General features: G+C 39.5%; 15 protein-coding genes. All 15 read left to right on the top strand.

Translation table 11 applies throughout. From position 1 onward, the window contains the following. Positions 1–49: 49 nt before the first annotated feature. The 15 genes from DEU42_RS12765 to DEU42_RS12695 all read left to right on the top strand — a co-directional run bounded on the left by DEU42_RS12765 (position 50) and on the right by DEU42_RS12695 (position 14594). Positions 50–1522 (top strand): DUF5687 family protein, encoded by a 1473-nt coding sequence (locus DEU42_RS12765; protein WP_114758696.1) that lies wholly within the window; start codon positions 50–52, stop codon positions 1520–1522. Positions 1523–1548: 26 nt separating this feature from the next. Further along, positions 1549–2244, top strand: coding sequence for an ABC transporter ATP-binding protein (locus DEU42_RS12760; protein ID WP_114758695.1), 696 nt, complete (start codon positions 1549–1551; stop codon positions 2242–2244). 137 nt (positions 2245–2381) lie between these two features. After that, complete coding sequence (locus DEU42_RS12755; protein WP_158537881.1) at positions 2382–5210, top strand: tetratricopeptide repeat protein; 2829 nt, start codon at positions 2382–2384, stop codon at positions 5208–5210. A gap of 3 nt (positions 5211–5213) precedes the next feature. After that, the gene (locus DEU42_RS12750) at positions 5214–5609 is read left to right on the top strand and encodes a polymer-forming cytoskeletal protein (protein ID WP_114758694.1); all 396 of its coding nucleotides are present in this window, start codon (positions 5214–5216) and stop codon (positions 5607–5609) included. Next, on the top strand, positions 5590–5808 hold the full coding sequence (locus DEU42_RS12745; protein ID WP_114758693.1) for an AtpZ/AtpI family protein: 219 nt from the start codon (positions 5590–5592) through the stop codon (positions 5806–5808). Before DEU42_RS12750 ends, DEU42_RS12745 begins: the two co-directional genes overlap by 20 nt. Continuing rightward, on the top strand, positions 5809–6201 hold the full coding sequence (locus tag DEU42_RS12740) for a hypothetical protein (protein WP_114758692.1): 393 nt from the start codon (positions 5809–5811) through the stop codon (positions 6199–6201). Positions 6202–6321: 120 nt separating this feature from the next. After that, positions 6322–7524 (top strand): F0F1 ATP synthase subunit A, encoded by a 1203-nt coding sequence (gene atpB, locus DEU42_RS12735; protein ID WP_114758691.1) that lies wholly within the window; start codon positions 6322–6324, stop codon positions 7522–7524. 47 nt (positions 7525–7571) lie between these two features. Continuing rightward, positions 7572–7766 (top strand): ATP synthase F0 subunit C, encoded by a 195-nt coding sequence (gene atpE, locus DEU42_RS12730; protein ID WP_114758690.1) that lies wholly within the window; start codon positions 7572–7574, stop codon positions 7764–7766. A gap of 93 nt (positions 7767–7859) precedes the next feature. Continuing rightward, positions 7860–8360, top strand: a complete 501-nt coding sequence (locus DEU42_RS12725; RefSeq protein WP_114758689.1) for a F0F1 ATP synthase subunit B — start codon at positions 7860–7862, stop codon at positions 8358–8360. A gap of 7 nt (positions 8361–8367) precedes the next feature. Next, positions 8368–8901 carry an ATP synthase F1 subunit delta gene (gene atpH / locus DEU42_RS12720; protein ID WP_114758688.1) on the top strand — a complete coding sequence of 178 codons (534 nt, stop codon included), beginning with the start codon at positions 8368–8370 and terminating at the stop codon, positions 8899–8901. 39 nt (positions 8902–8940) lie between these two features. Further along, on the top strand, positions 8941–10515 hold the full coding sequence (gene atpA, locus DEU42_RS12715; protein ID WP_114758687.1) for a F0F1 ATP synthase subunit alpha: 1575 nt from the start codon (positions 8941–8943) through the stop codon (positions 10513–10515). Positions 10516–10595: 80 nt separating this feature from the next. After that, positions 10596–11462 (top strand): ATP synthase F1 subunit gamma, encoded by an 867-nt coding sequence (gene atpG / locus DEU42_RS12710; RefSeq protein WP_114758686.1) that lies wholly within the window; start codon positions 10596–10598, stop codon positions 11460–11462. A 172-nt stretch (positions 11463–11634) separates the two neighbouring features. Continuing rightward, positions 11635–13104 carry an oligosaccharide flippase family protein gene (locus DEU42_RS12705; RefSeq protein ID WP_114758685.1) on the top strand — a complete coding sequence of 490 codons (1470 nt, stop codon included), beginning with the start codon at positions 11635–11637 and terminating at the stop codon, positions 13102–13104. Positions 13105–13121: 17 nt separating this feature from the next. Continuing rightward, on the top strand, positions 13122–13556 hold the full coding sequence (gene dut / locus DEU42_RS12700; RefSeq protein ID WP_114758684.1) for a dUTP diphosphatase: 435 nt from the start codon (positions 13122–13124) through the stop codon (positions 13554–13556). A 27-nt stretch (positions 13557–13583) separates the two neighbouring features. Next, on the top strand, positions 13584–14594 hold the full coding sequence (locus tag DEU42_RS12695; RefSeq protein WP_114758683.1) for a sugar phosphate nucleotidyltransferase: 1011 nt from the start codon (positions 13584–13586) through the stop codon (positions 14592–14594).

Genomic DNA, 14594 nt, shown 5'->3' with positions numbered 1-14594 from the left:
GTTTTATATTATTTACGTACCAATTACTAAAATCAACAACCAAAATACAATGTTCAAAAAATTCCTTTGGCTCGAATGGAAATCGTTTACACGGTCATCTGCTTTTGCCACTAACGTAGCTTTAAAAGTGCTTATGATACTCGTAGCACTTTATTTTTCTGCCATGTTCCTTCTTTTAGGAGTAGGCTCTTTTTACATTATCAGAGAAAGTACGAGTGTAGATCCACTTATCATAATAAGTCAGTTTGCGATTTATTATCTGGTGTTCGACTTGCTTTTCCGTTATTTTATGCAAAAAATGCCTGTTATTAATATCAGGCCATTGCTTACACTGCCTATAAAAAGAGGTACGATTGTAAACTTTGCATTGGGAAAAACGGCAGTGTCTTTCTTTAATATCATGCATGCTTTCTTTTTTGTGCCATTCTCTATAGTATTGCTTATAGAAGGCTATGACCCTTTAGGAGTAGTGCTGTGGCATATAAGCATGATGGCACTTATATACAGTAACAATTTTATAAATATTCTTGCTGACGATAAGGACGCTATATTCTATACGGTAGCAACAATTATTGTAGGCCTTGGTGCTACGCAGTACTATGGAGTGTTCGATATCACGCCCTATACACAGGTATTCTTCCATGGATTGTATGCTACATACTATCTATGGGTTATTCCTGTAGCCTTAGTGGCAGGTATATATTATGGCTGTTATAAGCTGTTCTCTAAAGAATTGTACCTGGATACCGGACTTAAAGGTAAACATGAGGTTGCCCAAACTCAGGATTTTAAATGGCTGAATCAGTTTGGAACCATGGGTACCTTTCTTAAAAATGACATTAAGCTGATACTAAGGAACAAGCGTTCTAAAACAACCTTACTGATGAGCGGACTGTTTATATTTTACGGTTTGCTGTTTTTTACCAATGCGATAGAGATATATCAGGGACCTTTCTGGTCAATGTTTGCCGGAATATTTGTTACGGGTGGTTTCATGATGACATTTGGCCAGTTTGTGCCAAGCTGGGACAGTGCCTACTATCCGCTAATGATGAGCCAAAACATTCAATACCGCGAATATATCGCATCTAAATGGTGGCTTATGGTTATAGGTACGACTGCTAGTGCATTAATAGCTTCTTTTTACCTGTACTTTGGTTTGGATACTTACCTTATGTTGCTTGCCGGAGCGGTATATAATATAGGAGTGAATTCGCACCTTGTACTTTTAGGCGGGGCATTCATAAAAACTCCTATCGATCTAACTACAAGCAAACAGGCCTTTGGTGATAAAAAAGCCTTTAACCTTAAAACGTTCCTTATTTCGTTGCCAAAAATGCTGGTGCCTATGGCGCTTTACGGCATTGGATTTTACATATTCAGCCCAACGGCAGGAGCACTATTTGTAGCTGTAGCAGGGGTGCTGGGTTTCGCTTTCAGGAACAAGGCTTTTGCCCAGATAGAAAAAATCTACAAAAGGGAGAAGTACGATACGCTTGCGGCTTATAAACAAAAGAACTAATCATCCAATCAACATTATAATATATCATGATACAAATCAATAACCTTAAGAAAGTATACAACGGGGTAACCGTACTTAATATAGATCATTTAGAAATTAAAAAAGGAGAGAGCTTTGGCCTTGTAGGAAACAATGGAGCGGGGAAAACTACGCTTTTTAGCCTTTTACTTGATCTTATAGAACCTACTACCGGCGCGGTAAAGCTGAACAACGTTCAGGTAAATGAAAGCGAGGCATGGAAACCGTTTACGGCGGCATTTGTTGACGAGAGCTTTTTAATAGGCTACCTTACGCCCGAGGAGTATTTTTATTTTATTGGCGAGTTGCGCGGACAGAACAGAGCGAGTGTAGATGAATTGCTAATAAAACATAAAGATTTTTTTAACGGAGAGATACTTAATAAAAAGAAATACCTACGTGATCTTTCTAAGGGTAACCAAAAGAAGGTAGGTATCATCGCAACGCTTATAGGTAATCCGGAAATTATTATTCTCGATGAACCTTTTGCCAACCTTGACCCTACTACACAGTTTAGGCTTAAAAAAATTATCAAAGATCTGGCCGACGATAAAGATGTAACAATACTGGTGTCGAGCCATGATTTGGCACATACTACCGAGGTTAGTGACCGAATTGTAGCCATGCACAAAGGGCAGGTGGTAAAAGATATTTATACATCTGAAGAAACACTAAAAGAACTCGAAGAATTTTTTGCAGTGTAAACCAATACAATCCTCCTTAGCAAAGGGGGATTTTTTTTGTCAAAAAAGAAGATATGTTACAAAAAGAAGCGTATTTTTACCCTCTTTTATACTAAAGAAGGATTTTAAAAGTTAAGGATAAAAAAACAGCTTTTACATTGAAAACCAGTACTTCAAAATATTTCATTCTTTTTGGTGCAGTAGGTTTAGCAATTGCGTGCTCTACTAAAAAAGATTCCTTTGTTAACCGAAACTATCATGCGGTTACTACCGAGTATAATGTGCTATACAACGGTAACCTTGCTCTCGATGCCGGTCTTAAAGATCTGTCTACAACCTATGAGGATAACTTTTGGGATGTATTGCCTATTGAGAGAACTCAGCCCGTTGTGTCGGTAAATCCTCCTTCTCAGGGTAGTTCAACTACGGTAGGATCGGGTCCTGGCGGGGCAAATGCCTCTGGGAAAGATGCTAAATCTGCGAAAGATCTTGTAGGTGGTATTAAAAGCGGGGCTGATAAAATGGTTGCGGCGCAGAATTTTGATTTAGGAGGTAAAAAAAACAGTGCGGCGCTTTCTAAAGGGGGTGCAGCTGGAGCTTCGGGAGGCGTTCAAGGGGCAGGTCAGCAAACGCCAAATTTTAAACGTGCTGAAGAAAAAGCTACTAAAGCTATACAGAAACACTCCATGAATATTGGCGGAAGTGAAAAAAATCCGCAAATGGATGAGGCTTACCTGTTGCTTGGAAAATCAAGGTATTATGAAAACCGCTATCTTCCGGCATTGGAAGCATTCAATTACATATTACTAAAATATCCTTCCAGTGACAAGATAGACGATGCCAAAATATGGAGGGAAAAAACAAATATCCGTTTGGATAACGAAGCGATAGCCATTCGCAATCTTAAAGAGCTGATAAAGCAAAAAAGAGATAAAATGGATGAGCAAACGTATGCCGACGCGAATGCAATGCTTGCTCAGGGATATCTTAGCCTTCAGGAAAATGACAGTGCGGTAACAGTACTAAAAGAGGCTGCGGCATTTACAGAGAAAAATGAAGAAAAAGCCAGATACCATTTTATATTAGGTCAGCTACAAAGCAAACTGAAACGTCCGGACAGTGCCTATACCGAGTATCAGAGGGTAATAGACATGAAAAGGAAATCGCCAAGGCGATATGTAATTCAGGCTCATGCCATGCAGGCGGGTCAGTTTGACTACAAGAATGGTGATACGCTTGTCTTTATGGAAAAATACCGTAAGTTGCTTGAAGACAGAGAAAACAGGCCATATCTGGATATCATAAACCACCAGGTAGGTATTTTTTATGATAAGCAAAATGATGAGGTTCGTGCAAAAGAATACTATAACAAATCGTTACGTCAAAACTCGAGAGACCGTTACCTTACTGCATCTAACTATAGAAATATTGCTGAGATAAACTTTAAGGAAGCTCAATATGCTACTGCCGGCATGTATTATGACAGTACCATGGTTTTTCTTGATAACCGTAGCAGAGAATACCGAAGCATTAAAAAGAAAAGGGATAACCTTGCCGATGTTATAAAATATGAAGCCATTGCTAAAAACAATGACAGTATCCTTTCTGTAGTGGCTATGGATGAAGCAGGGAGAAAAGCATACTACGAAGATTATATATCTAAGCTGAAAGCAAAAGAAGAAGCCGAAAAGAAAAAGCTTGAAAAAGAAGCTATCAAGCAGGAAAATCTTGCTTCGGGTGGAGGGAATTTCTCATCTGCAGGAATCGCAGGAATGTCCAGCCGTGGATTTGCCGGGCAGACCGGACAAGCCGGAGCTTCGGCTACAGGAGGTAAGTTTTATTTTAATACAGCTTCTACGGTTGCTTACGGTAAACAGGAATTTAAAAGGAAATGGGGTAACAGAGCATATTCTGAAAACTGGCGATGGTCTTCGGAGCAGACCAACAAAGCTGCTGCCAATGCCATTGATGGCGACTCGATTTTTGCCGGTGTAGAAGGCAAGCTTCCAAAAGACGGGAAAGACAAAGCTGTTGAGCCACGATTCAGAACTGATTTTTATATTTCGCAGCTGCCTACAGATAAAAAACTGCTGGACAGCCTTGCAACCGAGCGTAACTTTGCTTACTACCAGTTAGGTTCTATATATAAGGATAAGTTTAAGGAATACCGCCTTGCCGCCGATAAGCTGGAAAGACTGCTACAAAACGATCCGGAAGAGCGACTTGTATTGCCTTCTAAATACAACCTGTACAAAATTTACCAGATAATAGATCCTGCCAAAGCTGAGGCTTACAAGCAGCAGATACTCTCGCAATATCCTGACAGTCGTTATGCCGAGATTATCAGGAATCCTACATCGGACGCTGCTAAAAATCTAACACCGGATGCGGCCTACGACCAGTTGTTTAAAAAATACAATGAAGGCCAGGTAAGAGAGGTTTTTGCTCAGATAGATGAATCTATTGATACTTATACAGGAGAAGAGATTGTGTCGAAATTTGAATTACTGAAAGCACAGGTTTCGGCAAGGCTAATGGGTATTGAAGAATATAAAAAGGGTCTTAATTTTGTTGCGCTGAACTATCCTAATAGTGAAGAGGGTAAGAAAGCAGAACTGCTGCTTAAGACGGATATACCTAACCTTGAAAAGCTTGCATTTGGTGAGCCTACGGCAAGCTGGAAAATAATTTACAAATTTGATTTTGCCGATGAGGCAAAAATAAAACCGCTTAAGGATAAAATTGAGAAGTTTATTAAGGAAGGACTTAACAATAACATCAAACTTACAAGCGACGTATATACTATTAAGGAGAATATGCTGGTAGTGCATGGTTTTAGTAGCAAGCTTGCTGCCGAAGAAGCAGTATCGGTACTTAAGGATTATAAAAAATATAAAGTGGCGGAAGTTCTGGAAGTAATATCTACTGAAGATTATAAAGTAGTACAAATCAAGAAAGACTTTACCGAATTTTTAGCGATAGAATAAATAATGTTTGACAAACCGCAAAAGTCGTACACTGACCTGTTGGGCAAAACCAACAGAATAGTAGAAGGAACTATAATAAAAGGAGATATTATTTCGCAAGCCGACTTTAGGCTTGATGGCGAACTTACCGGCAATTTTACCACTAAAGGAAAAATTGTAATAGGGCCTGCCGGAAGCGTAACGGGCGACATTAAATGTAAAAGTGCCGACATTGAAGGTAAATTCAACGGAAAGATTGAAGTTGCCGAAATGCTTAACGTAAAATCAAAAGCACATATAAAAGGAGAGGTTATTACCGGAAAATTATCGGTGGAGCCCGGTGCGGAGTTTAGCGCTTCGTGTATAATGCGCACTCCTGTAAAACAAACCCCAAAAACCGATGGACAACAACCAGGATAATAAAAACCGTAAATGGCTGGCCCTTGTAAATATTCCTTTTCAGATGGGGCTTATTATCTTTTTGTTTGGATGGTTCGGAAGCTGGCTCGACCAGACATATGGAAATACCCAAGATACCAACCGAATGATATTTGTACTTATAGGAGTAGCTATAGCCATGTATAATGTAGTTCGACAGGTAAATCAACTTAATAAATAAATGAACAAGCAAACTCTTAGCGTTTTTTTTCAGGTAGCGGTTATAGCCGCTATACTTTTAGTATTTAATTTCCTGTTGTACTATATGCCGGATTTAAAAGGCAAAACTGCCGATTTTGTATATCCGCTTCCGGTAATGTATGGGTTCTTTTTCCTGATGACTGCAGCCGTTTTAGCAGTACTGATGAAGATAAACAGGAAGAATCAGGAACAAACAGGGTATGCGTTTTTATTTTTAACCACTGCTAAAATTGCGCTGAGCTACGTTATAGTAAGACCAATACTTAATAAGGCAGGTGAAAATCCTACAGAAAAAGTTAATTTTTTTGTGATTTTTATTTTGTTTTTAGCAATAGAGGCTTATTATACAGCACGTTTGTTGAACAATAAGTAAAAAATAGGTATCGAAGGCTAAATTATCTTAAAAAAAATCATTTAGGGGTCTTTGGTATATTAATTAAAAACGTACCTTTGCGCAAAATTTCAGGACTCTAAAAATAAGATAATTAACAAGATGGTGATTTCCGGACTAAAATTAAAGACTTCAGTTGTAGCTTTTTTTGCTGCAGTGCCTTTTTTAGCTTTTGCAAATTCATCTCAGGATACCGTTGCCGGTCATGCTGAGCCGCAAAGCGCTGTTGCACACGAGTCTCACGAGGCAGGACATGGTCATGAAGCGGCCAGCCCTAAAGAAAAAATCAATGCACACATAGTACATCACCTTCAGGATTCTCACGAATTCATTTTCTTCTCTAACGAAGAAACAGGTGAACATTATGGTTTTCCTCTTCCGGTTATCCTTGTGGATAATGGTCTTAAAGTTTTCTCGTCTTCAAAATTTGAACACGGTGAAAAAGTTGCTGAAGTAGATGGTAATCACTACAAACTTTTCCACGGTAAAATTTATAAAACCGATGCAGCCGGAGATCTTAAATTAGATGCTCACGGACATCCAACAGTAGAGAAAGCTGTAGACTTCTCTATTACTAAAAACGTATTCTCGCTTTTACTTACATCGATACTTATATTTATATTGTTTGCCGGTCTTGCTAAAACATACAAGAATGGTGCTAACAATTTGCCTAAAGGTTTTGGTCGTGTGCTTGAGCCACTAGTAATATATGTAAGAGATGAGATTGCAAGGCCAAACATAGGTGAAGCAAAGTATAAAAAATTCATGCCCTACCTTTTAACGGTTTTCTTCCTTATCTGGATACTTAACCTTATAGGTTTAACACCACTGGGTATTAACGTAACTGGAAACATTGCAATTACACTTTGTCTTGCATTGTTCACGTTCTTTATCACTCAGTTTAGTGCCAACAAAGAATACTGGGGGCATATCTTCTGGATGCCTGGTGTACACCCAATCATGAAGGTTATTCTTGCTCCAATCGAAGTGTTGGGTATTTTTACAAAGCCATTCTCTCTAATGATACGTCTATTTGCAAACATCACTGCTGGTCACACGGTAGTTATGGGTCTAATTGCGATAGTGTTCCTTTTAAAGGATAAACTTACAGTAGGAGGAAGTGTTGGAGTGTCTATGGGACTAACACTGTTTATCATGATAATCGAGTTGTTGGTAGCATTCCTTCAGGCGTTCATTTTTACCATGCTTTCGTCACTATTTATTGGTATGGCGGTTCAGGAGCATCATCATGAAGACCACGGTCATCATGAAGAAGAGGTGAATGATGAAATTCCTGTAATATAATTTAGTAAAACAGTAAACAAGTAAATTAATTTAATTATTTATATATCATGACAATTCCAAATCTTATTGGTGCCGGTCTTATTGTAATAGGAGCTGGTGTAGGTCTAGGTAAAATTGGTGGTTCTGCAATGGACGCTATTGCTCGTCAGCCTGAAGCTGCGGGTAAAATCCAAACTGCAATGATCATCATTGGAGCTCTTCTTGAAGGTCTTGCTTTCGGTGCTCTAATCCTAGGTGCTTAATTTTTAAATCCGGTATCAGGCAACGGTTGGTTGCCTGATCCGGATTAAATAATGTAATTAAAAAGCTTAAATAATTAAAATATACAATTTATAATGGAAAAGTTAATCAATGATTTTTCGTACGGTTTGTTCTTCTGGATGACTATTATCCTTGTTATTCTTGTTATTCTATTAGCAAAGTTTGCATGGAAACCAATCGTAGAAGCGCTTAATGCAAGAGAAGAAGGTATTGCTAATGCGCTTGCTTCGGCAGAGGCTGCTCGTAAAGAAATGCAAAACCTGCAGGCTGATAACCAAAGAATACTTCAGGAAGCAAGAGCTGAGAGAGATGCAATGATTAAAGATGCAAGAGATATCAGAGAAAAAATGATTGCTGATGCTAAAGCTGAAGCTCAGACTCAGGGAGAAAAAATGATCGAGCAGGCTAAAGCTGCTATTGAGAGCGAGAAAAACGCTGCAATGGCTGAGCTTAAAAGTCAGGTTTCAGGATTCTCTCTTGATATCGCTGAAAAAATCCTTAAAAACGAATTGTCTGACAAGGCTTCTCAAACTTCACTTGTTGAGAGAATGCTTGACGACGTAAAATTAAACTAATCGCTGTATGACAGGTTCAAGAGCTGCAATACGATATGCAAAGGCAATCCTGGATATGGCACAGGTTTCAGGAGCTGCTGGCAATGTAAATGAAGACATGGCCCTTATAGCATCTACCATAAAAGACAACGCGGAATTGAGTACTTTTGTAAACAGTCCGGTTGTTAAGGCAGAAGTTAAAGAGGCGGCCCTTAAAGAAATTTTTGCGGGAACGCAAACGATAACTCAGGGTCTTTTTCACCTGCTTCATGAAAACAAAAGGTTTGAGATACTTCCGCTTATCGCAGAAGAATACAAAAACCAGTTTGATATTCTAAATGGTATAGAGGTAGCAACAGTTACTACTGCAATACCATTAACAGAAGAACTTGAAGCTAAGGTAATGGCTAAGATCAAAGAGTTTTCAAGCAAAAAAGTTAGCATTAAGAATGTAGTAGACCCTGCTATTATTGGTGGGTTTATCATCAGGATAGGCGACAGGCAGTTTAATGCTTCTGTGGCTAACAGGCTGACAACATTAAGAAGAGAGTTAAGTAATTAGTATTTTATCGCACTAAACGTGTTTAAATTATAAAGTAACATGGCAGAAATTAAAGCTGCTGAAATTTCAGCAATATTAAAGAAACAATTGTCCGGTTTTGAATCGGGTGCTACATTAGAAGAAGTGGGAACAGTTCTTAATGTAGGAGATGGTATTGCCCGTATTCACGGACTATCTAACGCACAGTATGGTGAGTTAGTTCAGTTTGAGAATGGGTTAGAGGCTATGGTCCTGAATCTTGAAGAAGACAATGTGGGCGTAGTATTGTTTGGTACATCTCAGGGTATCGTAGAGGGATCTACAGTAAAAAGAACACAGCGTATCGCTTCACTTAAAGTAGGTGAGCAAATGGTAGGCCGTGTAGTAGACACTCTTGGTTTTCCAATTGATGGTAAAGGCCCTATCGGTGGCGACCTTTATGAGATGCCTCTTGAGCGTAAAGCTCCGGGAGTTATCTTCCGTCAGCCGGTAACTGAGCCACTACAAACGGGTGTAAAAGCTGTTGATGCCATGATTCCTGTAGGACGTGGTCAGCGTGAGCTTGTAATTGGTGACCGTCAGACTGGTAAAACTACTGTATGTATCGATACCATCCTTAACCAGAAAGAATTTTATGATGCTGGGCAACCGGTATTCTGTATATATGTTGCTGTTGGGCAAAAAGCTTCTACAGTAGCAGGTATCGCAAAAACACTAGAAGAAAAAGGCGCAATGGCTTATACAGTTATCGTTGCTGCTAATGCTTCTGACCCTGCTGCAATGCAGGTTTACGCTCCGTTTGCAGGTGCTGCAATTGGTGAGTACTTCCGTGATACTGGCCGTCCGGCTCTTATCATTTATGATGATCTTTCTAAACAGGCAGTTGCTTACCGTGAGGTATCACTTCTACTTAGAAGACCACCGGGACGTGAGGCTTACCCAGGAGACGTATTCTACCTACACTCAAGACTTCTTGAGCGTGCTGCGAAAGTTATCGCTGATGACGATATCGCTAAAAACATGAATGACCTTCCTGAATCACTTAAGCCAATCGTTAAAGGTGGTGGATCGCTTACTGCACTTCCTATCATCGAAACTCAGGCGGGTGACGTATCAGCATATATCCCAACTAACGTAATCTCGATTACTGACGGTCAGATATTCCTTGAGTCAGATCTATTCAACTCAGGTGTACGTCCGGCTATCAACGTGGGTATCTCTGTATCGCGTGTAGGTGGTAACGCTCAGATAAAATCAATGAAAAAAGTATCTGGTACACTTAAGCTTGACCAGGCACAGTTCCGTGAGCTTGAGGCTTTCGCGAAATTTGGTTCTGACCTTGATGCTGCTACACTAAACGTAATTGAAAAAGGTAGAAGAAACGTTGAGATCCTTAAACAGGCTGTTAACGACCCTTATACTGTAGAAGATCAGGTAGCTATTATTTATGCAGGTTCTAAAAACCTACTTAAAAATGTACCTGTGAGCAAAGTAAAAGAGTTCGAAAAAGACTATATCGAATACCTTAACGCTAAACACAGACCAACTCTTGATGGTCTTAAAGCGGGTAAATTTACAGATGAGATCACTGACGTTCTTGAGAAAGCAGCAGCAGAGATTTCAGCAAAATATTAATTAGATATTAGATTTTAGTATTGAGATATGAGACAGGTTTCTCAGTTCTCACATCTCAATACTCAATACTATAATAGAAAATGGCAAACTTAAAGGAAATACGTAACAGGATTGCTTCCGTTTCATCGACAATGCAAATTACGAGTGCGATGAAAATGGTTTCTGCAGCCAAGCTTAAAAAAGCACAGGATGCTATTACGGCTATGAGGCCTTATTCTGAAAAGCTTACTGAGCTATTGCAAAATCTTAGTGCTACCCTTGATAGCGATAATGGCGGAGTATTTGCCGAGCAACGCCCGGTAAATAAAGTGCTTATTGTTGCTATTACTTCAAACAGAGGTTTATGTGGTGCTTTTAATGCCAACGTGATAAAACAGATAAAAAACCTTCAGGTTGCTTATGCAGGCAAAACGGTTGATGTTTTAGCTATTGGTAAAAAAGGTAACGACGTACTTAAGAAAACCTGCAATGTTGTTGGAAACAAAAGCGAGCTTTTTGATACCCTTACATTTGAAAATGTAGCTGAGGCAGCTCAGTTGTTAATGGATAAGTTTGCAGCAGGTGAGTACGACAAGATCGAACTGGTTTATAACCACTTTAAGAATGCTGCTACTCAGATTGTGCTTACAGAGCAGTTCCTTCCGTTAGAGCCGGCAGCTAAAGATGAAAAAGCAGCTAACAATGCTACTGATTACATTTTTGAACCATCTAAAGAAGAGATCGTACTTAGCCTTGTGCCACTTTCATTAAAAACGCAGTTGTACAAAGCCGTTCGTGACTCTTTTGCTTCTGAGCACGGAGCGCGTATGACAGCTATGCACAAAGCTACCGATAATGCTACTGCATTAAGGAACCAGCTTAAGCTTACTTACAACAAAGCCCGTCAGGCTGCCATTACTAATGAGATCCTTGAGATCGTGGGTGGTGCTGAGGCATTGAACAGCTAAGAAACAAAACAAGCATATTTTTGAAAAGGCTTCCGGTTTTCGGGAGCCTTTTTGATTTAAAGCCATTGTATTATGAATATTTTAGGATTTGTACAATTATTCTTTTGTGCCGTAGTTTTTATAATGCTGTAAATTATAATTACTTTTGTTCTAACATAAAACAAACCACTCTTTGAGTTTATATAAAAACCTTTTTAAGCAAACGGCCATATATGGAATAGCGACGGTTGTACCCCGGATATTCAGCTTTTTGCTCACTCCGCTTTATACAAAGCTCCTCCCGGAAAAGGAGTATGGAGAGCAGGCGTTGATTTTTGCAGGAATGGCATTTTTAAATGTTATTCTGGCTTATGGTATGGAGACTGCTTTTTTCAGGTTTTACAGTTCAGAGCCTAAAAAAAATGTAGTCAGTACTTCTACGATTTCACTTTTCTGGTCGTCTATTGCATTTTTGGTAGTTGCATTATTAGGGCGAAAATTTCTTGCTGATGCCGGAGATCTTGACGTTGAATATGTAACCTATACTATATGGATACTGGTGCTTGACGCTTTGGTAATCGTGCCGTTCTCTAAGCTCAGAGCCGAAGGAAGGCCTTTGCTATACGCAGCAATCAAGATTGGAAATGTTGCCGTGAACCTGTTATTCAATGTATTCTTTCTGGTTTATTTAAAAGATATTGCAGCGGCTTATCCGGATAGTTTTTGGTCAACAATTTATCAGGAAGATTTTCAGGTAGGCTACATATTTGTGTCGAACCTTATTGCCAGCTTGCTTACCCTTGTTATACTGTTGCCGCACTATATTAAAACCGAATGGCATTTTGATGTTTCGCTATGGCGAAAGATGATGCGCTACAGCATGCCTGTTATGATCGCCGGATTAGCTTTTGTTATTAACGAGACCTTCGACAGGTTTTTCCTTAAAGCATTTCTTCCGTTGTCTGAAGACAACATTAAAATTCAGATTGGTATTTATTCAGCCTGTTATAAGCTTGCGGTATTTATGACGTTGTTTACAACGGCATTCCGTTTAGGAATTGAACCATTTTTCTTTAGTCATGCAAATCACGAAAATGCCCGCAATACCTATGCAACCATTACCAAGTATTTTGTAATATTCGGTTCGGTTATCCTGTTGGGTGTTGTGGTATTTGCCGACGTTTTAAAAATGCTGATGCTTCAGGATAAATCGTATTGGGAAGGTATGGATGTAGTTCCGCTAATTATCCTTGCTAACTTTTTCCTTGGTATCTACTCTAACCTTTCCGTTTGGTACAAACTATCAGATAAAACAAAAGTGGGAGCTAATATTTCCATTGCGGGTGCTATAGTGACCATAGTACTCAATTACCTGTTGATTCCTTATATGGGCTATATGGGTTCGGCAATTGCAACCATATCGGCATACGGAACCATGATGGGGCTTTCGTTTTACTTTGGCAATAAATATTACCCAATTCCGTATGACATGAAAAAGATATGCCTGTATCTTGGTTTATCAATAACGCTTTCGGCACTATCATTTTATGTAGATATATTAAGAGAGACGTATATCTTTGGAATACTATCGATAATAGCATTGCTCGCTATAATTTATAAAGGGGAGAAAGAAACCCTGCAACGCATTTTAAAAAGAAAATAACAGATTACAATTATATAATGACAATTAACATCATCAATAAATCGGCACATGCATTGCCAAACTACGAAACTATTGCTTCGGCAGGAATGGACCTTAGGGCTAATATAGATGAGCCTATTATATTACAACCATTAGGCAGGGCTATTGTAAAAACAGGATTATTCATTGAACTTCCTATTGGTTACGAAGCACAGGTGCGCCCAAGAAGCGGACTGGCTGCCAAAAAAGGTGTAACGGTTTTAAACAGTCCGGGAACTATTGATGCCGATTACAGAGGTGAGATTGGTGTAATTTTAGTAAATTTATCGAATGAGCCGTTTACAATAGAAAATGGCGAAAGAATTGCCCAGCTGATTATTGCCAGACATGAGCGTGCCGAGTGGAATGAGGTAGAAGTATTAACAGAAACTTCGCGTGGAGAAGGCGGCTTTGGCAGTACCGGAGTAAAATAAAAAAACCAACAAGCATAACAATCTGAAATGAAAATCATAGTTCCTATGGCAGGCCGTGGTTCACGCCTTCGCCCACATACACTTACAGTTCCAAAACCATTAATACCAATTGCAGGCAAACCTATCGTTCACAGGCTTGTTGAAGATATTGCAGGAGTGCTTAACCAGAAGATTGAAGAGATCGCGTTTATCGTGAGTCGTGATTTTGGTACTCAGGTAGAAACCGACCTTGTGGCTATTGCCGAAAAACTGGGTGCTAAAGGTTCTATTTACTATCAGGAGAAACCATTGGGTACTGCCCATGCTATTATGAGTGCTAAAGAATCTATAAGCGGACCTGTGGTTGTGGCTTATGCGGATACACTTTTCAGAGCCGATTTTACGTTAGATACTACAGCCGACAGTGTTATCTGGGTAAAGCAGGTTGAAGACCCGAGTGCTTTTGGCGTGGTTCAGCTTAATGAGAAGAACGAGATCGTTGATTTTGTTGAGAAACCGAAAGACTTTGTTTCTGATCTTGCTATTATTGGTATTTACTATTTCAAGAGCGGTGAAACACTTCGTGCCGAGCTTCAGTACCTGTTAGACAACAATGTTACTAAAGGTGGCGAGTACCAGCTTACCGATGCTCTTGAGAACATGAAAGAGAAAGGCATGAAATTTGTGCCGGGTAAAGTAGATGAGTGGATGGACTGCGGTAACAAGAACGTAACGGTAGAGACTAACTCGCGTATGCTGGGCTTCCTTCATGCCGATGGGGAGAACCTGGTATCGGCTACGGTAAAGATGGAGAACAGTACTATAATCCCCCCTTGTTTTATTGGAGAAAATGTAGTCCTTAAAAATTCTACTATCGGGCCATACGTTTCGTTGGGCGACAACTCTCATGTAGAGAACACCATTATAAAAAACAGCCTTGTGCAAACGCACGCCACAATTAATAATGCCGTGCTGGATAACGGGATGATAGGTAATCATGCGGCTTTTAACGGTAAATTTACCAGCATTAGCATTGGTGACTATTCAGTTATAGAATAA

It is taken from the genome of Flavobacterium sp. AG291 (assembly GCF_003350375.1).
In the GTDB taxonomy this organism is placed as follows: Bacteria; Bacteroidota; Bacteroidia; order Flavobacteriales; family Flavobacteriaceae; genus Flavobacterium; species Flavobacterium suzhouense.
Note: the sequence above shows the minus strand (reverse complement) of the source record. Positions and strands in the feature narration are given on the sequence as shown.

Excerpts from the sequence above, each read along its gene's own strand:
- DEU42_RS12765 (WP_114758696.1), top strand. The coding sequence starts at position 50 with ATGTTCAAAAAATTCCTTTGGCTCGAATGGAAATCGTTTACACGGTCA.
- DEU42_RS12760 (WP_114758695.1), top strand. The coding sequence starts at position 1,549 with ATGATACAAATCAATAACCTTAAGAAAGTATACAACGGGGTAACCGTA.
- DEU42_RS12750 (WP_114758694.1), top strand. The coding sequence starts at position 5,214 with ATGTTTGACAAACCGCAAAAGTCGTACACTGACCTGTTGGGCAAAACC.
- DEU42_RS12745 (WP_114758693.1), top strand. The coding sequence starts at position 5,590 with ATGGACAACAACCAGGATAATAAAAACCGTAAATGGCTGGCCCTTGTA.
- DEU42_RS12740 (WP_114758692.1), top strand. The coding sequence starts at position 5,809 with ATGAACAAGCAAACTCTTAGCGTTTTTTTTCAGGTAGCGGTTATAGCC.
- atpB (WP_114758691.1), top strand. The coding sequence starts at position 6,322 with ATGGTGATTTCCGGACTAAAATTAAAGACTTCAGTTGTAGCTTTTTTT.
- atpE (WP_114758690.1), top strand. The coding sequence starts at position 7,572 with ATGACAATTCCAAATCTTATTGGTGCCGGTCTTATTGTAATAGGAGCT.
- DEU42_RS12725 (WP_114758689.1), top strand. The coding sequence starts at position 7,860 with ATGGAAAAGTTAATCAATGATTTTTCGTACGGTTTGTTCTTCTGGATG.
- atpH (WP_114758688.1), top strand. The coding sequence starts at position 8,368 with ATGACAGGTTCAAGAGCTGCAATACGATATGCAAAGGCAATCCTGGAT.
- atpA (WP_114758687.1), top strand. The coding sequence starts at position 8,941 with ATGGCAGAAATTAAAGCTGCTGAAATTTCAGCAATATTAAAGAAACAA.
- atpG (WP_114758686.1), top strand. The coding sequence starts at position 10,596 with ATGGCAAACTTAAAGGAAATACGTAACAGGATTGCTTCCGTTTCATCG.
- dut (WP_114758684.1), top strand. The coding sequence starts at position 13,122 with ATGACAATTAACATCATCAATAAATCGGCACATGCATTGCCAAACTAC.
- DEU42_RS12695 (WP_114758683.1), top strand. The coding sequence starts at position 13,584 with ATGAAAATCATAGTTCCTATGGCAGGCCGTGGTTCACGCCTTCGCCCA.